Here is a 20,068-nt window from a genome sequence, read left to right as displayed (position 1 = left end):
GCCGAGGTCGTCATTGCGCGTCGGTGCCCGCCTACACCGCGGCGCGCGACAATTGCGCGGTGACCGAATCCGACATCCTTTCCCTGCTGCGCCTGCCGGCCATCGCCGATGCCGAAGACAGTGCGCGGGCCCAGCGGCTGCAACAGCTACTGGACAACAAGACCAAGCCGCCCGGTTCGCTGGGCCGCATCGAGCAACTGGCCCAGCAGCTGGGCCTGATCCTGGCCAGCGAGGCGCCGGTGCTGCAGGCGCCGCAGATGCTGGTGTGCGCGGCCGACCATGGGCTGGCCGCGCAGGGCGTGTCGGCCTTCCCGCAGGAGGTGACGCGCCAGATGGTGGAGAACTTCCTGGCCGGCGGTGCCGCCGTGAGCGTGCTGGCGCGCCAGCACGGCATCGCGCTGACGGTGGTCGATTGCGGCGTGGCGCACGACTTCGGCGGCGACCGGCCGGGTCTGCGCGTGCGCAAGGCCGCGGCCGGCGCGGCCGACGCCTCGCTCGGGCCGGCGATGGGCGCGGCCGCGTGCGCCGAGGCCATCGCCCATGGCATGGACCTGGTGCGCGAGCTGCCCGGCAACGCGCTGCTGCTGGGCGAGATGGGCATCGGCAACAGCTCGGCCGCGGCGCTGCTGACGGCGCGGCTGACCGGGCACGAGGTGGCGGCCTGCACCGGCTCGGGCACCGGCATGGCCGGTACGGCGCTGGCGCACAAGCTGCGCGTGCTGCAGGCCGTGTACCTGCGCCATGCCCATGCGCGCACACCGCTGGCGGCACTGGCCGCCTTCGGCGGGCTGGAGATCGCCACGCTGGTGGGCGTGCTGCTGCAGGGCGCGCGCGAACGCCGCGTGCTGGTGGTCGACGGCTTCATCACCACGGCGGCCGTGCTGGTGGCTCAGGCGCTGGCACCGGCCGTGCGCGGTTACTGCGTGTTCTCGCACCTGTCGGGCGAGCGTGGCCACGCGATCGCGCTGGCCTACCTGGGCGTGCGGCCGCTGCTGGACCTGGGCCTGCGGCTGGGCGAGGGCTCTGGCGCCGCGCTGGCCTGGCCGCTGCTGCAGTCGGCCAGCCTGTTGTTGCGCGAAATGGCCAGTTTCACGGGCGCAGGCGTGTCCAACCGCGGCGAACTGGCCGTTTAGACTTTCCCGATGACCCACGACGCTTCCCTGCAGACCCTGGCGGCGCTCGTGGTCGAGGCCAGTGACAACGCGGTCGTGGTCTGCGGCCCCGATCTGCGCACGCTGTACGTCAATCCCGGCTTCTGCCGGCTGATGGGCTACCAGCTGGACGATCTGAAGGGCAAGCGGCCAGCCGACGTCCTGGCCGGCCCCTCGACCGACCTGCGGGCCCTGGCCGCCGCGCGCGACCCCGAGCGGCCGGCCAACTTCCGGCTCGAACTGCTGGTCTACACGCGCACCGGCCAGCCGCTGTGGGTCTCGATCACGACCAACGTGGTGCGTGATGCGCAGGGCAGGCCCCAGTACATCTGCTCGATGCTCTCGGACATCACGCTGACCAAGGTGCACGAGGTGTTGCAGCACCGTGTGCTCGACGCCATGGTGCACGAGCTGTCCGTGGCCGCGCTGATGGACCTGGTCTGCGAGGAGGTCGAGCGCATCGCACCCGAACTGCTCTGCACCGTGCTGGACGTGGACGATTTCGCCAGGCTGCACCCATTGGCTGGCCCGAGCTTGCCGGTGGCGTTGGGCGAGGCGCTGGACGGGCTGCCGGTCGGTCCGCAGGCCGGCGGCGGCGGCGCGGCCGCCTGGACCGGCGCCGCCGTGGAGGTCGTCGACATCGCCGCCGACCCGGCCTGGCAGGACCTGCTGCATCTGGTGCTGCCGCAGGGCCTTAAGGCCTGCTGGTCCTGCCCGGTGCGGGCCAGCGACGGCACCGTGGTCGGCGTCTTCGCGCTGTATTTCGCCAGCTGCCGCGGCCCCAGCGCGTTCCACCGCAGCCTGGCCGGGATCTGCGTGCGGCTGTGTGCGCTGGCGCTGGAGCGCGAGCGCGCCCGCGTGCGCATGGAGCGCCTGGTCAGCGTCGACATGCTCACCGGGCTGGCCAACCGCATGGCGCTGAAGTCGCGCGCCACGCAGCTGCTGGAGGAGCTGGCCGGCAAGGGCGCACCCATGGCGGTGCTGTGCATCGACCTGGACCGCTTCCGGCTCGTCAACGAGACCCAGGGTCCGGACAGCGGCGACCAGTTGCTGCGCGAAACCGCACGCCGCTTGATGGGCTGCGTGCGCAGCATCGACCTGACTGGCCGGCTCGGCGGCGACGAGTTCGCGGTGATCCTGCCATCCTGCCCGGTGCGGCAGGCGGCCACGGCAGCCGAGCGGCTGCTGGCGGCGGTGGCTGCGCCGCTGGTGCTGCCGGGTGTGACGCTGCAGCCCACCGCCAGCATCGGCGTGGCCATGTTTCCCGACGACGGCACCGATGTGGACACCCTGCTGCACCATGCCGACATGGCGCGCACGCAGGCCAAGCTGGGCGGGCGCGGCGGCGCGCGCTTCTTCAACGAGGAGATGCAGCAGCGCACGCGCGAACGCGTGGCGCTGGAGGCGGCGCTGCGCCTGGGCCTGCGCGACGGTGGCCTGCGCCTGCACTACCAGCCGCAGATCGACCGGCGTTCCGGCAGCCTGTACGGCGTGGAGGCGCTGGCGCGCTGGTCGCATCCGCAACTCGGCGAGATCCCGCCGGCGCGCTTCATCCCGCTGGCCGAGGAGGCCGGCATGGTGGCCGAGTTGGGCCGCTGGGCGCTGGCCGAGGCTTGTCGCCAGATGGCGCAGTGGCGGCGCCAGGGCCTGCCGGTGCCGCGCGTGGCCGTGAACCTGTCCACGCGCAACTTCGAGGAGGAGGGGCTGGTGCCCATGGTGGCCGGCCTGCTGGACGCCCATGGCCTGGTGGCCGGCGACCTTACGCTGGAGATGACCGAGAGCATGCTGCTGGACGCCACGCCCAGCGTGCTGGCCGCGCTGCACGCGCTGCGCGCCATGGGCGTGCACCTGTCGCTGGACGACTTCGGCACCGGCTATTCCAGCCTGAGCTACCTGCACCGCCTGCCGATCCACGAGCTCAAGCTGGACCAGAGCTTCGTGCGCGACCTGGCCGACAGCGCCACCGCGCGCGCGCTGACCAACACCATCCTGCGCATCGGCGACAGCCTGAAGCTCACCGTGGTGGCCGAGGGCGTGGAGAACGCCCAGCAGGCGCAGCTGCTGGCCGAGCGCGGCAGCACCATCGTGCAGGGTTATCTGTACGGCCGGCCGATGCCTGCACAGGCGCTGGCCGTCTGGCTCGCCGGCAACCCGCAGCAGTAGCCGGCTGCATCCGTCGAGGCGTCGCACGTCGGCTGCGGTCCATGGCGTCGGTCGCAAGCAAAGATGCCGAAGGCCGCGGAGCAGGCCATGCCAGTGGACGCCGCGGAACTGGCTCCGCCAGGCCGCTGGCGGCGCCCCTGGGGGGATGGAATGGCTACACGCAGTGCGCCATTCAAACGGGGAGGGCCGACTTCGGCTGGTAATCGCACCAGCGCGCCACCCCGCAGCGCCAGCATTGGGGCTTGCGGGCCTGGCACACGTAGCGGCCGTGCAGGATCAGCCAGTGGTGGGCGTCGACCAGGTAGCGCGGCGGCACCCGCGCCAGCAGGCCCTGCTCGACCTTGTCCGGCGTCTTGCCCGGTGCCAGGCCCGTGCGGTTGGCGACGCGGAAGATGTGTGTGTCCACCGCCATGGTCGGCTCGCCGAAGGCCACGTTGAGCACCACGTTGGCGGTCTTGCGGCCAACGCCGGGCAGGGCCTGCAGTGCCTCGCGCGTGCGCGGCACCTCGCCGCCATGCTGCTCCACCAGGATCTGGCAGGTGGCCAGGAGGTTCTTCGCCTTGGTGCGGTACAGGCCGATGGTGCGGATGTGGCTCTCCAGGCCTTCCAGGCCCAGCGCGAGGATCTTTTGCGGCGTGTTGGCCACCGGGTACAGGCGGCGCGTGGCCTTGTTGACGCCCACGTCGGTGGCCTGGGCGGACAGCAGCACGGCGGCCAGCAGCTCGAACACGCTGGTGTACTCGAGCTCGGTCACGGGGGTGGGGTTGGCGGCGTGCAGCGTGGCGAAGAACTGCTCGATGTCGTGGGGAGTCATGGCGCGGCAGTGTAGGAGTTCAGGCGCAGGGCGACTTCTACAATGGCCGGCTTGCCAGGAGACCGCCCGCCCATGCACTTCGATTTCAGCAATCCCTACACCTCCGTGCGCACGCCGGTGTTCGCACGCAACGTCTGCAGCACCTCGCATCCGCTGGCCGCCCAGGCCGGCCTGCGCATGCTGCAACAGGGCGGCAACGCGGTCGATGCCGCGGTGGCGGCGGCCGCGGTGATGACCATCGTCGAGCCGGTCAGCAACGGCCTGGGCTCGGACGCCTTCTGCATCCTGTGGGACGGCCGGCAGCTGCATGGGCTCAATGCGTCCGGCCGCGCCCCGGCCAGCTGGTCGCCGGCTTACTTCCAGGGCAAGTACGGCCAGGACGCAGCCACCCCCCCCAAGCGCGGCCTGGATTCCGTCACGGTGCCGGGCGCCGTAAGTGCCTGGGCCGCGCTGTCCGAACGCTTCGGCAAGCTGCCCTTCGCCGACCTCATGCAGCCGGCCATCGAGATCGCCGAGCGCGGCTACCTGTTGCCCGTGGTGGTGCAGCAGAAGTGGGAGGCCGCGACCGAGGAGCTGCGCAGCCAGCCCGGCTTCGCCGATGCCTTCCTGCCGTGGGGCCGGGCGCCGCGCGTGGGCGAGCTGTTCCGGTTCAAGGCTGCGGCACGCGGGCTGCGTGCCATTGCCGAAACCCGTGGCGCGGCTTTTTACGGCGGCGAGATCGCGGCCGCCATCGCGAAGTTCTCGGCTGCGCACGGCGGCAGCCTCACGGCGCAGGATTTCGCCGGCTACCAGCCAGAGTGGGTCACGCCGATTGCGCGTGACTACCGCGGCCACACGCTGCACGAGATCCCGCCGAACGGCCAGGGCATCGCGGCGCTCATCGCGCTGGGCATCCTGGAGAAGTTCGACATCGCTGGCATGGGGGTCGATGGCGTGGAGTCGCAGCACCTGCAGATCGAGGCCATGAAGCTGGCCTTCGCCGACGTCTACCGCTACGTGGGCGAGCCCGGCAGCATGGAGGTCACGGCCGAGCAACTGCTGGACGACGCCTACCTGGCCTCGCGCGCCAGGCTGATCGACCTGGGCCGCGCGCAGGACTTCGGCGCCGGCAACCCGGTCAAGGGCGGCACCATCTACCTGACCGCGGCCGACGAGAACGGCATGATGGTCAGCTTCATCCAGAGCAACTACATGGGCTTCGGCTCGGGCGCGGTGGAGCCGCAGTTCGGCATCAGCCTGCAGAACCGCGGCCACGGCTTTTCGCTCGCGCCCGGCCACAACCAGGTGGCGCCGGGCAAGCGGCCCTTCCACACCATCATCCCGGCCTTTTTGACCAAGGACGGCCAGCCCGTCATGAGCTTCGGCGTGATGGGCGCCAACATGCAGCCCCAGGGCCATGTGCAGACCCTGGTGCGCATGCTGGACTACGGCCAGAACCCGCAGGCCGCCTGCGATGCGCCGCGCTGGCGCTACAACGCCGGCCTGGAGCTCAATGTGGAGTCCGCCATGCGGCCGGCCACCATCGAGGGCCTGGCCGCGCGCGGCCACCGCATGGAGGTGATCCAGGACTCCTACCAGGACTTCGGCGCCGGCCAGTTCATCTGGCGCGCCGGCGACCCCCAGGTCGAGGGCTATGTGGCCGCCAGCGATGCGCGCCGCGACGGCCTGGCCGCGGGCTTTTGATTTCCAAGAAAGACACACATGCAATTCGCCGACCGTCTCCAGAACGTCGAAACCTCCGCCATCCGCGAGCTGTTCAAGCTGCTCGGCAAGCCCGGCATCATCAGCTTTGCCGGTGGCTTCCCCGATCCCACGCTGTTCGATGCCGAAGGCATCGCCGCCTCCACGGCGGCCGTGCTGCGCGACACACCTGGCCCGGTGCTGCAGTACGGCGCCACCGAGGGCTACGGCCCGCTGCGCGAGCAACTGGCCCAATTCATGGCCAACAAAGGCGCGCAGGTGAAGCCCGAGGGCCTGATCGTGACCACCGGCAGCCAGCAGGCGCTGGACCTGATCGGCAAGACCATGATTTCGCCGGGCGACAAGGTCATCGTCGAGGCGCCGACCTTCCTGGCCACGATCCAGTGCTTCCGGCTGTACGGGGCCCACGTGATCGGCGCACCCATCGATGCCGACGGCGTGCTGGTCGAGCCGCTCGAGCGCCTGATCGCCGAGCACAAGCCCAAGCTCGTGTACCTGATCCCCAACTTCGGCAACCCGCACGGCGCCATGCTGAGCCTGGAGCGGCGCCGCCGCATTCTGGAGATCGCGGCGCGCACGGGCACGCTGGTGGTCGAGGACGATCCCTATGGCGAGCTGTACTTCGACCAGCCCGCACCGCCCTCGCTGCTGGCGCTGTCCGCCGAGGTGCCGGGCAGCCGCGACTGGCTGGCCCACTGCGGCTCCATGAGCAAGATCCTGTCGCCCGGCCTGCGCGTGGGCTGGCTCATCGCGCCGGCTGCGCTGCTGGCCAACGCCACCATGTGCAAGCAGTTCAGCGACGCCCACACCTCCAACCTGACGCAGGCCACGGCCGCGCACTACCTCACTTTGGGGCGCTTGGACGGCGCGCTGGAGCAGGTGCGCAAGGTCTACGCCGAGCGCGCGCGCGTGATGGCCGCGCGCCTGCGTGCCGAACTGGGCGACGCCATCACCTTCGACGCGCCCAAGGGCGGCATGTTCTTCTGGGCCCGGCTGACCGGTGGCCGCGACGCGGGCGCGTTCGCGCAGCGCGCGATCGAGAAATTGGTGGCCTTCGTGCCCGGTGCGCCGTTCTTCGCGCACGACCCCGACCTCTCCACGCTGCGGCTGAGCTTCGCGACGGCCGACGTGGCCAAGATCGAGGAAGGCATCGCGCGCCTGGGCCAGGCCCTGTGATGAAGGGCAGTGGCGGCGGCCTGGTCTACTCGACCGAGGCCGGGCGCATGTGTCCCGTGTGCCGCCAGCCCGTGGCGCAATGCGCCTGCAAGAAGGCTGCGGCCGCACCGCAGGGCGATGGCACGGTGCGCGTACGGCTGGAGACCAAGGGCCGCAAGGGCAAGGGCGTGACCGTGGTCTGGGGTGTTCCGATCGACGAAGACGGCCTGCAGAAGCTCGGCAAGCAGCTCAAGGCCGCCTGCGGCACGGGCGGCACCGTCAAGGACGGGCAGATCGAGGTGCAGGGCGACCATGTCACCCTGGTGATGGAGGCCCTGCGCAAGCAGGGCTACCAGGTCAAGCGCTCGGGCGGCTGAGCTTCAGGCTGCGGCTTCCTCGGCCTGGGCCTTCTGCACGGCAGGGCGTTGCTCCATGCGCTCGCGGTGCGCGCGTGTGGCGGGCAGGCCGGCCAGGTCCACGCCATCGCCTTCGAGCCAGCCGGCGATCGTGTAGAGGTAGGCGTCGGCCACCGAGTACTGCTCGCCCAGCACCCAGGGGCTGTCCAGCATCGTCGATTCGATGAGCTCGAAGCACTCGCGCATGTTGGACGCCACCTTGCGCTGCATGGATTCCTGGGCCGGCTTGTCGTCGGCCCAGCGCGCGCCGCGGAAGCGGTGGGCGTGCGCCACGTGCACGGTCGCACACAGGTAGGCGTTGACGGCCTGCATCCGCGCGAAGGCGAACGCGTCGTCCAGCGGCGCCAGCCGCGCCTGCGGAGCGCTTTGCGCGATGTAGGCCAGGATCGCGGGCGTCTCGGTCAGCGTGCCGTGCTCGGTCGTCAGCGCCGGCACCCGGCCCTTCGGATTGACCGCCAGGTAGGCCGGCTGGCGTTGCTCGCCCGCTGCGAAATCGAGCCGCTGGATGCGGTAGGACAGGCCGCTTTCCGCCAGGGCGATGTGGGATGCGCGCGCGCAGGTCTTGGGGGCGTAGTAGAGCGTCAGCATGGCAAGGTGGGTTGTGAAGGCTGCGGGAGTGTAGGCGTGCCCTGTTGTCCTACAGCGGTCTCGGCATTCGGGGCGCAGTCTGCGCAGGTGCCGTCCGGCGCACCGTGCTGCGGTCCGTTCCTAGACTGGAACCATCGTCAGAACGACCCCCAAGAGGTTCACCATGTCCATGCACCCAGCTTGCAAGCCATTCCAACGCAGCCGGCCCTTCGCATATGTCGGGCTGGTCTGTGCGCTGGCCGTGGGCGCCGCCAGCGCCCAGGTCGCCACGTCGGGCAACACCGGCATCGACAACTCCGGCAGCTACGAGCGCGAGCGCGCCGCCTGCCTGAACGGCGCCACGCCGCAGGCGCAGGAAACCTGCCTGCGCGAAGCTGCCAACGCCCAGGCCGACAAGCGCAAGGGCGAGCTGCAGACGCAGGGCCAGGACCAGCTCGTGGCCAATGCCATGCGCCGCTGCGATGCGCTGGGTGGCGAAGACCATGCCGCCTGCACCGCCCGCGTGCTGGGCTATGGCAACCAGAGCGGCAGCGTGGGCGGCGGCGGTGTGATCCGCGAGGTCGAGACGGTGGTCGTCCCGCCGGGCCAGACCGAGGTCACCATCGAGCCCAAGACCGACAACCCGGTCCTGGTGGTGCCGCGCTGAACTGCGCCGTTCAGCGCCCGGCGCGCACGCGCCGGTCGTCGCGCGCCTGGGCCAGCAGGGGAGCCACGGCCTCGGGCGCCAGGCCGTACTGGTCGGCGAACTGGGCTTCGTCCACGCCACCCAGCTCGAAGGCGCGCAGCAGCGCCTCGCGCCGGGCAATCTCGGCGGCCTGGTCGTGGTCGGCTTCGTCCAGCAGCGCCGCCAACGCGTCCGGGTTGACCTTGGCTGCGGCGGAGTAGCCCGCACGGTCCAGACCGCTTTGCACGAACAATTCGCGGACACGCGCGCGCAGCGCGGGCTGCAGGTCTTCCTTGCTGCGCGCCTGGCGGCGCTTGAACAGTTCGACGAGTGCGTGATGGTGATGGTCCAGCGCCAGCGGCGCCACGGCCTGGCCGTCCAGGTCATGGCGCTGGTCGCCACGCGCAAGGCATTCGAGGTAGCGCGAGGAGCGCGCGTGCTGTCCCAGGGCTTCCTTCAGTGCGGCCGGTTCGAACACGCCGGGGTGGCGTTCCATCAGGTCCTGGTAGGTGCCCAGCTTGAGTGGGCGAAAACGTGCACCGAACAGCGCGGGATGCAGCTCTGCGAGCTGCTCCAGCAGCGGATGGACGGGGCGGCCCTGCGGGCGCTGCTGCGGGCCTTTGCGGCCGGGCTGGCGGCGACGCTTGCGTTGCTGCGAGGATGCGTCGGCCGGGGCCGAAGAGGTGGTGGAAGCGTCAGTCATTGCGGGGCGATTGTAGAAAGCCGGCCGTTGTCACAGCCGCTTGCAAATTTCCGGGTCGAAAACGTGCATGCGTCACGTTGTCTGCGTGCCCATGTCACGCGTTGTTCATCGCACGTTCCTTACACTTCCGTTGCCCGAACGCAACAGGAGCCGCGCCATGCCATCCCCCTACGACGCCCCCCTTTCCGCCCCGTCTTTTGTCACGTCTGCACTGCACGAAGGACAGCAGTTCATGCAGCGGCTGGCAGGCCGCGGCACCGCCGGATCGGACGCTGCGGCGCAGGCACCACAGGCCACCGATGGTCAGGGCGACTGGCCGGACCTGGACCAGCGCGTGCGCGCCGTTGGCGAATGGTGAGTCAGACCTGGTGCACCTGCGCCAGGATCTCGTAAGACCGCACGCGGGCCGCATGGTCGAAGATCTGCGTGGCGACCATCAACTCATCGGCGCCCGTGCGCGCAATGAACTCCTTCAACTGGCGACGCACCGTGTCCGGTGAGCCGATCGCCGCAGCGCTCATGGTCTGGGCCAGGATGGCCTGCTCGGGCGCCGAGAGCTGTTCCAGATAGCCCGGCTTGGGCGGCTGCAGCCGCGACGGCCGGCCGCTGCGCAGGTTGACGAAGGCCTGCTGCATGGAACTGGCCAGCAACTGCGCCTCTTCGTCGGTGTCGGCGGCGAACACCCCCATCCCCAGCATCACATGCGGCTTGGCCAACTGCGCCGAGGGCTTGAAGCGCGACCGGTAGATGGCGATGGCGTCCATCATCGCAGCTGGCGCGAAGTGCGAGGCGAAGGCATAGGGCAGGCCCAGTTCGGCCGCCAGTTGGGCGCCGAACAGGCTGGAGCCGAGGATCCAGATGGGCACCTGCAGCCCGGTGCCCGGGATCGCCTGGATGCGCGCATGGGCCGCTTGTGGCGACAGGTAGTGCATGAGCTCCACCACGTCCTGCGGGAACTGGTCCGGCGACTCGAAGGCGTCACGGCGCAGCGCACGGGCCGTGGCCTGGTCGGAACCCGGTGCGCGGCCCAGGCCCAGGTCGATGCGGCCCGGATACAGCGAGGCCAGGGTGCCGAACTGCTCGGCGATCACGAGCGGCGAGTGGTTGGGCAGCATGATGCCGCCCGCGCCCACGCGGATGGTCTTGGTGCCACCCGCCACGTGGCCGATGACGACCGAGGTCGCTGCGCTGGCGATGCCGGGCATGCCGTGGTGCTCGGCCAGCCAGAAGCGCTGGTAGCCCAGGCGTTCGGCATGCTGGGCCAGATCGCGGCTGTTGTGGAAGGCCTGGGCGGCGTCGCCGCCTTCCACGATGGGGCAGAGGTCGAGTACGGAGAGTGCGGTCATGGGCGGCGATCCTAGCCACACCCGCTAAACCGTGCTGGCGTGGTGCTTCAGCAGTCCAGTTGGTCAGCCAGGTCGCCGAAGTCGCGGCAGTGCAGCGTGTTCTCGGGCCGCGCGCCCACATCCTTGGGCTGGGCCGTGCCGTACTCCAGCGGCCGCTCGATGTAGGCGGTCTGCAGGCCGCAGTCGCGCGCCGCGGCCAGATCGCTGTGGTGTGCCGCCACCAGCATGACCCGGTCGGGCGGCAGGTCGAACACGCGCGCCACGCCCAGGTACGTGGCCGGGTCGGGCTTGTAGGCCCGAAAGACCTCGGCGGACAGCACGCAATCCCAGGGCAGGCCGGCACGCTTGGCCATGTTGGTCAGCAGGCCGATGTTGCCGTTCGACAGCGTGCAGATGGTGTATCGGCGCTTGAGCCGGGCCAAGCCGGCCAGCACGTCGGGCCACGGGTCCAGCCGGTGCCACGCCTTGTTGAGCTGGCGGCGGGTTTCCTGCGGCATGTCCTGCAGGCCGAAGCGCGGCAGGATGTCGTCCAGGATCAGGCGATGCAGCTCGTCGATCAGTGTCCAGCCGAGTTCGCCCGAGCGCACGCGCTGCATGGCCGGCTGGTAGCCGGCGCGCCAGGCACTGGCGAAGGCCGCGGCATCGACCTCGGGGTGCAGTGCCTGGATTTCACGCGCGATGCCGCCGTGCCAATCAACCACCGTGCCAAAGGTGTCGAAGGCCAGAACGGCTGGTGGCTGTGGCATGCGGGATCTCCTTTTGGCTGCGCTTTACACCCGAGTCATGACCAAATGTATCAAGCCGGTGTATCGTTGCGTGTTCGCCGCAGGCATCGTGCTTGCTTGCGGCTTGGGGTCTGCCATTGTGTCTGCTGTGCAAAGCTGGCCTTGGGCAGGCCGTGGATGGGAACTCATCGGAGCCGACCCTGTCCACCGTGGCGCCCACCACTGGCCACGCCCGGATTCGGCTGTCCGGTATTTCCAGAGATCCCACAGGTTCATCCATGCCGATTCTGAAACCGTCCTTGCGCCCACGCGACCTGTGCGTGCCTCTGCTGATCGCGCTGCTGGCCGCCGCAGGCTGTTCTCGCAACGGCGCAGCCGACAGCAAGGCCGCCGCGCCGGCCGCAGCCCCTCAGGCCAAGGACGTGGGTGTGGTGACGCTCAAGACCGAGCGCATGCCGGTGACCACCGAACTGGCTGGCCGTACCGTGGCGCCGGTGATTGCGCAGATCCGGCCGCAGGTCGGTGGCATCGTGCAGCAGCGCCTGTTCACCGAGGGCTCCAATGTCAAGGCCGGCCAGGTGCTGTACCAGCTCGACCCGGCCAGCTTCGAGGCCACGGCCGCCAGTGCACGCGCCAATGTGCGGCGTGCCGAGACCACGCTGGCCACGGCCCGCAGCGTGGCCAGGCGCAATGCCGAACTCGTCAAGATCGACGCCATCAGCCAGCAGGTCAACGAGCAGACCCAGGCCGCCGCCGACCAGGCCGAGGCCGACGTGGCCGTGGCCCGCGCGGCCGAGCAGACCGCCCGCATCAACCTGGCGCGCACGCGCATCGTGGCGCCCATCAGCGGCTGGATCGAGCTGTCCAGCGTGACGGCCGGCGCACTGGTCACGGCCGACCAGGCCACGCCACTGACCACCGTGCAGCAACTCGACCCGATCAACGTGCACGTGACCCAGTCCAGCGCGGAGCTGCTGCGCCTCAAGCGGGAACTGGCCAGCGGCCGGCTGTCGCGTGGCCGCGCCGACGAGGCGCCGATCCGCGTGCTGCTGGAGGACGGCAGCGTCTACCCCCACGCAGGCAAGCTGACCTTCGCCGGCGTGACCGTGGACGCCGGCACCGGCAGCGTGACGCTGCGCGCCGTGGTGCCCAACCCCGACCGCATGCTGATGCCCGGCATGTACGTGCGCGCCGTGCTCGAGGAGGGTGTGGCCGAGGACGCGCTGCTGGTGCCGCAGCAGGCCGTGACGCGCGCCCCCGATGGCAGTGCCTCCGCACTCGTGGTGGGGCCGGACGACAAGCTGGTCCGGCGCGCCGTGACCGTGGGCCGTGCGGTGGCCAGCCGCTGGCAGGTGCTCGAGGGCCTGCAGGCCGGCGACCGCGTGCTGGTCGAGGGCTCGCAGCGCGCGCGCGCCGGCGATCTGGTGCGTGCCAGCGAGGTCGCCCCCAAGGCCGGCGCCGGCGCGCCGGCCCCGGTGAATGGCAAGGGCGGCCCCGGGCCGGGCCCGGTGGCCAGCGCCAGTCCGCTGGTCGACGCCAAGATCGTGCGCTGAGCACCAGGAGGTCCATCCATGGCGCAGTTCTTCATCGAGCGCCCCATCTTCGCGTGGGTGCTGTCCATCATCGTGATGCTCGCGGGTCTGCTGTCGATCCGTACGCTGCCGCTCGAGCAGTACCCCGACATCGCGCCCCCGCGCGTGTCCGTGGGCTCCACCTACACCGGCGCTTCGGCCAAGACGGTCGAGGATTCGGTGACGCAGATCATCGAGCAGCAGATGAAGGGGCTGGACAACCTGCTGTACATGCAGAGCAGCAGCAACTCCTCGGGCCAGTCGCGCATCACGCTGACCTTCGCGCCGGGCACCGACATCGACGTGGCCCAGATGCAGGTGCAGAACAAGATGCAGCCGGCCATGTCGCGGCTACCGCAGCAGGTGCAAAGCCGCGGCGTGTTCGTGACCAAGGGCGGCAACGACTTCCTGATGGTCATCGCCTTCTACTCGGGCGACGGCAGCGCCTCGGCCGTGGACGTCGGCGACTACATCACGAGCAACCTGGTCGACGTGATCAGCCGCGTCGATGGCGTGGGCGACGTGCAGGTCCTGGGTACGGGCTACGCGATGCGCATCTGGCTGGACCCGGACAAGCTGCGCAAGTACGCGCTGATGCCCTCCGACATCAACAGCGCGCTGCAGGCCCAGAACGCCCAGGTTTCGGCCGGCCAGCTCGGCGCGCTGCCTGCCGTCGCCGACCAGCAACTGACAGCCACCATCACCGCGCGCAGCAAGCTGGAGACGCCCGAGCAGTTCGGCAACGTGGTGCTGCGCGTGACGCCGGACGGCGCTGTCGTGCGCCTGAAGGACGTGGCCCGGCTCGAGCTCGGTGCCGAGAATCTGACGGTGCGCTCCATCCTGCGCGGCCGCCCGGGTGCCGGCATGGGCATCGTGCTGGCGGACGGTGCCAACGCCGTCAAGGTCGCCGAGGCCGTCAACGCCAAGATCGCCGAGCTGCAGCCGTTCTTCCCGAACCAGCTCGAGAGCTTCGTGACCTACGACACCACGCCCTTCGTGAGCGCGTCCATCGAGGAGGTCGTCAAGGCCTTGTTCGAGGCCGTGCTGCTGGTCGTGATCGTGATGTACGTGTTCCTGCAGAACTTCCGCGCCACCTTGATCCCGGCGATCACCGTGCCCGTGGTGCTGCTGGGCACCTTCGGCGTGCTGTCGGCGGCCGGCTACTCGATCAACACGCTGACCATGTTCGCCATGGTGCTGGCCATCGGCCTGTTGGTGGACGACGCCATCGTGGTGGTGGAGAACGTCGAGCGCGTGATGAGCGACGAGGGTCTCTCGCCCAAGGAGGCGACCAAGAAGTCCATGGCCGAGATCACGCCGGCGCTGGTCGGCATCGCGCTGACGCTGTCGGCCGTGTTCATTCCCATGGCCTTCTTCGGCGGCTCCACGGGCGTGATCTACCGGCAGTTCTCGATCACCATCGTCTCGTCCATGGTGCTGTCGGTTCTGGTGGCGCTGTCGCTCACGCCGGCCCTGTGCGCCACGCTGCTCAAGCCGATTCCCAAGGGCGCCCACGGACCGCATGGCGCGGCACCTCGCCGCGGCCCGCTGGGCTGGGTGGACCGCTTCTTCGTCCACTTCAACCACGGCTTCGACCGCAGCGCCGGCGCCTACCAGGGCGCGGTCGGCGGCATCCTGAAGCGCGGCAAGCGCAGCCTGATCGTCTATGCGCTGATCCTGGCGGGCGTCACGGTGCTGTTCATGCGCCTGCCAACGGCCTTCCTGCCCGACGAGGACCAGGGCTTCGTGACCGTGCAGATGAACCTGCCGCCCGGCGCGTCCAACGCCCGCCTGCAACCCATCGTGAACCAGGTGCAGGAATACTTCGCCCAGCAGCCCGAGGTGGTCAGCGTCAACGTGCTGACCGGCCAGAACGGTGACCAGAGTTCGGCGCGGGCCTTCGTCAAACTCAAGGAGTGGGACGAGCGCGCCGAGGCCTCGGCCTCTGCGGCCGCCATCGCGGCGCGGGCTGGCCGCGAGCTCGGCAAGATCCGCGACGCGCGCATCATCGTGCAGCTGCCGCCGGCGGTGCGCGGACTGGGTGCGGCTTCGGGCTTCAACTTCTTCCTCAAGGACATCAACGGCCTGGGCCACGAGGCCCTGGTCGCCGCGCAGCGCAAGACGCTGGAGCTGCTGCAGGCCCGGCCCGAGCTGCGCAACGTGCGCATGAACGGCCTGGACGACACGCCCGAGTTCCGCATCGACATCGACGACGCGCGTGCTGGCGCGCTGAGCCTGGCCACCAGTTCCGTGGATAGCACGCTGTCCACGGCCATGGGCGGTACCTACGTCAACGACTTCCTGAACAACGGCCGCGTCAAGCGCGTCTACATGCAGGGCGACACCGCCTTCCGCATGCTGCCCTCCGACGTCGAGCGCTGGAGCGTGCGCAACAGCCTGGGTCAGATGGTGCCGTTCCATGCCTTCTCCAGCTCGCGCTGGAGCTATGGCTCGCCGCAGCTGGCACGCTACAACGGTGCGCCGGCCTACGAGTTCACGGGCGAGGCCGCGCCCGGCATCAGTTCGGGTGCCGCCATGGCGATCGTGGAAGAGATCATGCGCGAGATGCCGGCCGGCATCGACTACGAGTGGACCGGCGCCTCCTACCAGGAGCGGCTGTCGGGCGCGCAGGCGCCGCTGCTCTATGCCATCTCCATCCTGTTCGTGTTCCTGTGCCTGGCGGCGCTGTACGAGAGCTGGTCGGTGCCGTTCTCGGTGATCCTGGTGGTGCCGCTGGGCATCATCGGCGCGTTGCTGTTCACGAGCACGCGCGGGCTGACCAACGACGTGTACTTCCAGGTCGGCCTGCTGACCACGGTGGGCCTGTCGTCCAAGAACGCCATCCTGATCGTGGAGTTCGCCAAGCAGCTGCAGGAGCAGGGCCGCAGCGTGTTCGACGCCACCATGGCGGCGGTCCGCCTGCGTCTGCGCCCGATCCTGATGACCTCGCTGGCCTTCGGCTTCGGCGTGCTGCCGCTGGCCATCGGCACTGGCGCTGGCGCCGGCGGCCGCGTTGCCATCGGCACTGCCGTGCTGGGCGGCATGGCCATCGGCACGGCGCTGGGCATCTTCTTCGTGCCGGTGTTCTTCGTGCTGATCCGCGGCTGGCTGGAGCGGCGCGGCAAGCGCAGGGAGACCGCGACCGTGCAGACCCCCTTGATCGAGCAGGGGGGCCACTGAGATGCGCCGTGCCCTGATTCCGCTGGCCGTGCTGGCCCTGTTGTCCGGCTGCGCCAACCTCGCGCCGCGTTACCAGCAGCCCGCTGCGCCGATCCCGCAGGCCTGGCCCGCCGGCGGCCAGGCCGCCGGCACCGGCCAGCCGCTGGCCGGCTGGCAGGAGTTCTTCGTCGACGAGCGCCTGCGCGGTGCGCTGGCGCTCGCGCTGGACAACAACCGCGACCTGCGCTCCGCCGCGCTCAGCATCGAGCGCGCGCGTGCGTTGTACGGCGTGAGCAGCGCCGCCACGCTGCCTTCGGTGGATCTGGGCGGCGCGGCCACGCGCACGCGCACGCCGGCGGCCCTGACCGCGAACGGCAACGCCAGCGTTGCCGATCGCTTCAGCACCAACTTCGGCCTCACCGCGTACGAGCTCGATTTCTTCGGTCGCGTGCGCAACCTGTCCGATTCGGCGCTGGAGGAATTCTTCCGCACCGAAGACGCGCGCCGCAGCGTGCAGATCAGCCTGGTGGCGTCCGTTGCCCAGTCCTGGCTGCAGCTGGCGACCGACCAGCAGCGCTTGCGCCTGGCGCGCGAGACGCTGCAGAGCCAGCAGCGTTCCTACGAACTGATCCGCCAGGCCCATGCGCTGGGCGCGCAGTCCGGCGTCGCATTGGCCCAGGCCCAGACCACGGTGGAGTCCGCGCGTGGCCAGGTGGCGGCCTACGACAGCCTGGTCGAGCAGGGCCGCAACGCGCTGGCGCTGCTGGCCGGCATGCAGCTGCCGGCCGACCTGCTGCCGGGCGACCAATCGGTCACGGTCGCGCCGCTGCCCACGCCGCCGGCCGACCTGCCGTCCAGCGTGCTGCAGCAGCGGCCCGACGTGCTCGCAGCCGAGCATGCGTTGCGCGCCGCCCACCACGACATCGGCGTCGCACGCGCGGCCCTGTACCCGCGCATCACGCTGACCGGCTCGGCCGGCGTGGCCAGCCCCAGCCTGTCCAACCTGTTCGAGGGCGGCAGCCGGATCTGGAGCTTCGGCCCGTCCATCAACCTGCCGCTGTTCGACAACGGTGCGCGCCGCAACCAGCTGCGTGCGACCGAGGTGCAGCGCGACATCGTGCTGTCCAGCTACGAGAAGACCCTGCAGACCGCCTTCCGCGAAGTGGCCGATGCGCTGGCCGAGCGCCGCACGCTGGCCGAGCGGCTGGACGCCCAGCGTGCCCTGGTTGCGGCCACGGCGCGCAGCTTCGACCTGGCCCAGGCCCTGTTCAAGGGCGGCAGTGGCAGCTACCTGGAGGTGCTGGACGCGCAGCGCACGCTGTACACGGCGCAGCAGACGCTGATCGGCCTGCAGCTGACCGACCAGGCCAACCGCGTGACGCTCTACAAGGTGCTGGGCGGTGGCTGGAACGCGCAAGCCACTGCTCCGTCCGCGACAGCGGGCTGAGCGGGCACGCGGGCAGAATCGGCGCCGCCGGCGGCCAGTGGGGCCGCCTTCTTCAGGAGACCGATTCCATGATCCAGGTGCTGGCCATCATCACCACCCATCCCGGCAAGCGCGGCGACGTGCTGGCCGCCTTCAACGAGAACCGCGCGGCGGTGCTGGCCGAGGACGGCTGCATCGAGTACGGTGCCGTGGTCGACGCCGCCAACCTGCCGCCAGGCTGGGCCACCTTCGGCCCCGACACGTTGGTCGTGGTCGAGAAATGGGCCAGCTTCGATGCGCTCAAGGCCCATGCCAAGGCGCCGCACATGGCGGCCTACGGTGCCAAGACCAAGGAGTGGGTAGCCAACCGTGCGATCCATGTCCTGGAGCCGGTCGGCGCCTGACGCTTCAAACACAACGGGGGCCGCGGCCCCCGTTCTTCATTCCATGGCCCAGCCGTGGCTCACGATCAGCGACTGGCCCGTCAGCGCATTGCTCGGGAACGAGGCGAACAGCAGCGCCACCTCGGCCACGTCGGCCACGGTGGTGAACTCGCCGTCCACCGTGTCCTTGAGCATGACCTTCTTGATCACATCTTCCTCGCTGATCTTCAGCGTGGCGGCCTGCTCGGGGATCTGCTTGTCCACCAGCGGCGTGCGCACGAAGCCCGGGCAGATCACGTTGGCGCGCACGTTGTAGGGGCCGCCTTCCTTGGCGAGCACGCGGGCCAGGCCCAGCAGGCCGTGCTTGGCCGTCACGTAAGGTGCCTTCAGCACCGAGGCCAGCTTGGAGTGCACCGAGCCCATCAGGATGATGGAGCCGCTCTTTTGCTTGTACATGTGCGGGATGACGGCCTTGGTCGTCAGGAAGGCGCCGTCCAGGTGGATGGCCAGCATCTTCTTCCACTCGGCGAACGGGAAGTCCTCGATGGGGTGCACGATCTGGATGCCGGCGTTGCTGACCAGCACGTCCACCGTACCCCAGGCGGCCACCACCTCGGCCACGCCGGCGTTGACCTGCTCCTCGCTGGTCACGTCCATGGCCACGCCCATGGCCTGGTGGCCGGCCGCGCGCAGTTCGGCGGCTGTGGCGTCGGCCGCGGCCTTGTTCATGTCGGCGATGGCCACGCGCGCGCCTTCGCGTGCGTAGGTGCAGGCGATCTCCTTGCCGATGCCGCTGGCGGCGCCAGTGACGAGCGTGACTTTGTCCTTGAGTTTCATGGCGGGTCCTTTCAGGGGGGGCGGGGTGTGGAGCGGTTCAACGGCCCGAGGGCCGCGGGGCGAGATCGAGCACCGTGATGCCGGCCGTCTTGCGCGGGCGGTCGTGCCAGCGCGGGTTGGCGAAGCTGGCCTCCACGTCCGCCCGGCCGGCGGCCCAGTGGTCGGCAACGGTCTGGCGCGAGAACTCGTAGTCCTTGGACTGGCCGGCGTGGCTCTTGCTACGGTGGATCAGGTGCATGACCGTGACCGCGTTGCAGTTGCCGGCGTTGAGCAGGGCCTGCAGGTCGGGGTCACCCTGGAGGCTGGCGGGCAGCTTGTCGGCCAGGCGCTGGGCGGCCTCGGCCAGGCGCTGCTGCGCGGCCACGAGGTTGGTGTTCAGGCGGGTGCGGCTCGCGTACTGGATGTCCTTGGCGCGTTCGGCCACCTCGTCCAGGTTGCGCGGCAGCGCGCCGCGCGCGCTGAACAGGTCGACCTGGAACACCAGCATGTCCTGCACCGAGGGCTGGTCGATCACATACTGCAGCGGCGTGTTGGAGACCACGCCGCCGTCCCAGTACCAGCGGCCGTCCACCGCGATCGGCGCGAAGCCTGGCGGCAACGCGCCGCTGGCCATCACATGCTCGGGGCCGATGGGGTGGGTGCAGGTCGGGTCCGCCGAATCGAAGTACACGGAGTTGCCGCTTTCAACGTCCACCGCGCCGACCGACAGCCGCACCTTGCCGCGGCAGTGCGCGTCGTTGATGCGGTCGAAGTCGAGCAGGCGCTCCAGCGTGCTGCGCAGCGGCGTCGTGTCGTACCAGCTCAGGGCCGGCACGGTCCCTGCAGCTTGCAGGGGGGCAGGTGGAACGCGCGGCATGAAGAAGCCCGGCACACCGAAGCTGGCCACCAGCGCGGCGCTGGTGGTGTTGAACAGGCTGCGCGCTTCGTCGCCATAGCTCGCCGGCAGCGCGGGCATGGGCAGGCCCGACGAGACCTGGGCCCAGAACGCGCGCAACTGGTCCACGCGGCGCTCGGGCGGGTTGCCGGCGATCAGCGCGGCGTTGATCGCACCGATGGAGACGCCGGCCACCCAGTCGGGCGCCACGCCGCGTTCGGCCAGCGCCTCGTACACGCCGGCCTGGTAGGCACCGAGGGCGCCGCCGCCTTGCAGCACCAGGACACAGTGTTCGGCCTGCCCGGAATGGGCGCGCGCGGGAGAGGAGGATGTCGACACCGGGAAGCCTTCAGGAGCGCGGGCTGCAGCCCGCTTGTTGCAGTGCAGTATAG

18 protein-coding genes are annotated in these 20,068 nt (G+C 70.1%); 11 read left to right on the top strand and 7 right to left on the bottom strand.

What is annotated here, in order from left to right:
• Positions 1–59 precede the first annotated feature (59 nt).
• Both cobT and ACSQ4M_RS25760 read left to right on the top strand, forming a co-directional pair.
• Complete coding sequence (gene cobT / locus ACSQ4M_RS25765; protein WP_436192241.1) at positions 60–1,133, top strand: nicotinate-nucleotide--dimethylbenzimidazole phosphoribosyltransferase; 1,074 nt, start codon at positions 60–62, stop codon at positions 1,131–1,133.
• A gap of 9 nt (positions 1,134–1,142) precedes the next feature.
• Complete coding sequence (locus tag ACSQ4M_RS25760) at positions 1,143–3,314, top strand: sensor domain-containing protein (protein ID WP_436192240.1); 2,172 nt, start codon at positions 1,143–1,145, stop codon at positions 3,312–3,314.
• A gap of 172 nt (positions 3,315–3,486) precedes the next feature.
• Here the strand turns inward: ACSQ4M_RS25760 and nth are convergent, their stop codons facing one another.
• Positions 3,487–4,128, bottom strand: a complete 642-nt coding sequence (gene nth / locus ACSQ4M_RS25755; RefSeq protein ID WP_436192239.1) for an endonuclease III — start codon at positions 4,126–4,128, stop codon at positions 3,487–3,489.
• A 72-nt stretch (positions 4,129–4,200) separates the two neighbouring features.
• Between nth and ACSQ4M_RS25750 the strand changes: the two genes are divergently transcribed.
• Genes ACSQ4M_RS25750 through ACSQ4M_RS25740 form a run of 3 tightly spaced genes read left to right on the top strand, consistent with a single transcriptional unit; the run spans position 4,201 to position 7,361 of the window.
• Positions 4,201–5,811: a gamma-glutamyltransferase family protein gene (locus ACSQ4M_RS25750; RefSeq protein ID WP_436192238.1), complete on the top strand. Its 1,611-nt coding sequence runs from the start codon at positions 4,201–4,203 to the stop codon at positions 5,809–5,811.
• Between the two features lie 18 nt (positions 5,812–5,829).
• On the top strand, positions 5,830–7,005 hold the full coding sequence (locus ACSQ4M_RS25745) for a PLP-dependent aminotransferase family protein (protein WP_436192237.1): 1,176 nt from the start codon (positions 5,830–5,832) through the stop codon (positions 7,003–7,005).
• Positions 7,005–7,361, top strand: a complete 357-nt coding sequence (locus ACSQ4M_RS25740) for a translation initiation factor Sui1 (protein WP_436192236.1) — start codon at positions 7,005–7,007, stop codon at positions 7,359–7,361. The genes ACSQ4M_RS25745 and ACSQ4M_RS25740 overlap by 1 nt, the downstream gene beginning before the upstream one ends.
• 3 nt (positions 7,362–7,364) lie before the next feature.
• Here ACSQ4M_RS25740 and ACSQ4M_RS25735 read toward each other — a convergent pair whose 3' ends face one another.
• Positions 7,365–7,988 (bottom strand): glutathione S-transferase family protein, encoded by a 624-nt coding sequence (locus tag ACSQ4M_RS25735; RefSeq protein WP_436192235.1) that lies wholly within the window; start codon positions 7,986–7,988, stop codon positions 7,365–7,367.
• Positions 7,989–8,151: 163 nt separating this feature from the next.
• Here ACSQ4M_RS25735 and ACSQ4M_RS25730 point away from each other — a divergent pair, with 163 nt between their 5' ends.
• On the top strand, positions 8,152–8,634 hold the full coding sequence (locus tag ACSQ4M_RS25730; protein WP_436192234.1) for a hypothetical protein: 483 nt from the start codon (positions 8,152–8,154) through the stop codon (positions 8,632–8,634).
• Between the two features lie 10 nt (positions 8,635–8,644).
• Here ACSQ4M_RS25730 and ACSQ4M_RS25725 read toward each other — a convergent pair whose 3' ends face one another.
• The gene (locus ACSQ4M_RS25725) at positions 8,645–9,355 is read right to left on the bottom strand and encodes a ProQ/FINO family protein (protein WP_436192233.1); all 711 of its coding nucleotides are present in this window, start codon (positions 9,353–9,355) and stop codon (positions 8,645–8,647) included.
• 157 nt (positions 9,356–9,512) lie between these two features.
• Here ACSQ4M_RS25725 and ACSQ4M_RS25720 point away from each other — a divergent pair, with 157 nt between their 5' ends.
• A complete protein-coding gene (locus tag ACSQ4M_RS25720; RefSeq protein WP_436192232.1) occupies positions 9,513–9,713 on the top strand; it encodes a hypothetical protein in 201 nt (66 codons plus the stop codon).
• 1 nt (position 9,714) lies between these two features.
• On the opposite strand, the gene ACSQ4M_RS25715 is transcribed toward ACSQ4M_RS25720, so the two are convergent.
• Together ACSQ4M_RS25715 and ACSQ4M_RS25710 are read right to left on the bottom strand one after the other, a co-directional pair.
• A complete protein-coding gene (locus ACSQ4M_RS25715; RefSeq protein ID WP_436192231.1) occupies positions 9,715–10,701 on the bottom strand; it encodes an LLM class flavin-dependent oxidoreductase in 987 nt (328 codons plus the stop codon).
• Between the two features lie 47 nt (positions 10,702–10,748).
• Positions 10,749–11,447, bottom strand: a complete 699-nt coding sequence (locus ACSQ4M_RS25710) for a haloacid dehalogenase type II (RefSeq protein ID WP_436192230.1) — start codon at positions 11,445–11,447, stop codon at positions 10,749–10,751.
• Positions 11,448–11,704: 257 nt separating this feature from the next.
• Here ACSQ4M_RS25710 and ACSQ4M_RS25705 point away from each other — a divergent pair, with 257 nt between their 5' ends.
• From ACSQ4M_RS25705 to ACSQ4M_RS25690, 4 genes are all read left to right on the top strand, one after another.
• Positions 11,705–12,979 carry an efflux RND transporter periplasmic adaptor subunit gene (locus ACSQ4M_RS25705; protein ID WP_436192229.1) on the top strand — a complete coding sequence of 425 codons (1,275 nt, stop codon included), beginning with the start codon at positions 11,705–11,707 and terminating at the stop codon, positions 12,977–12,979.
• Between the two features lie 18 nt (positions 12,980–12,997).
• On the top strand, positions 12,998–16,177 hold the full coding sequence (locus ACSQ4M_RS25700) for an efflux RND transporter permease subunit (RefSeq protein WP_436192228.1): 3,180 nt from the start codon (positions 12,998–13,000) through the stop codon (positions 16,175–16,177).
• A gap of 1 nt (position 16,178) precedes the next feature.
• Positions 16,179–17,603 (top strand): efflux transporter outer membrane subunit, encoded by a 1,425-nt coding sequence (locus ACSQ4M_RS25695; protein ID WP_436192227.1) that lies wholly within the window; start codon positions 16,179–16,181, stop codon positions 17,601–17,603.
• A gap of 68 nt (positions 17,604–17,671) precedes the next feature.
• Positions 17,672–17,986 (top strand): putative quinol monooxygenase, encoded by a 315-nt coding sequence (locus ACSQ4M_RS25690; RefSeq protein WP_436192226.1) that lies wholly within the window; start codon positions 17,672–17,674, stop codon positions 17,984–17,986.
• A 36-nt stretch (positions 17,987–18,022) separates the two neighbouring features.
• Here the strand turns inward: ACSQ4M_RS25690 and ACSQ4M_RS25685 are convergent, their stop codons facing one another.
• Both ACSQ4M_RS25685 and ACSQ4M_RS25680 read right to left on the bottom strand, forming a co-directional pair.
• Positions 18,023–18,802, bottom strand: coding sequence for a 3-hydroxybutyrate dehydrogenase (locus tag ACSQ4M_RS25685; protein WP_056673907.1), 780 nt, complete (start codon positions 18,800–18,802; stop codon positions 18,023–18,025).
• A 37-nt stretch (positions 18,803–18,839) separates the two neighbouring features.
• On the bottom strand, positions 18,840–20,015 hold the full coding sequence (locus ACSQ4M_RS25680) for a patatin-like phospholipase family protein (protein ID WP_436192225.1): 1,176 nt from the start codon (positions 20,013–20,015) through the stop codon (positions 18,840–18,842).
• Between the last annotated feature and the right edge of the window lie 53 nt (positions 20,016–20,068).

The organism is Pseudorhodoferax sp. LjRoot39, assembly GCF_964253035.1.
In the GTDB taxonomy this organism is placed as follows: domain Bacteria; phylum Pseudomonadota; class Gammaproteobacteria; order Burkholderiales; family Burkholderiaceae_C; genus Pseudorhodoferax.
Note: the sequence above shows the minus strand (reverse complement) of the source record. Positions and strands in the feature narration are given on the sequence as shown.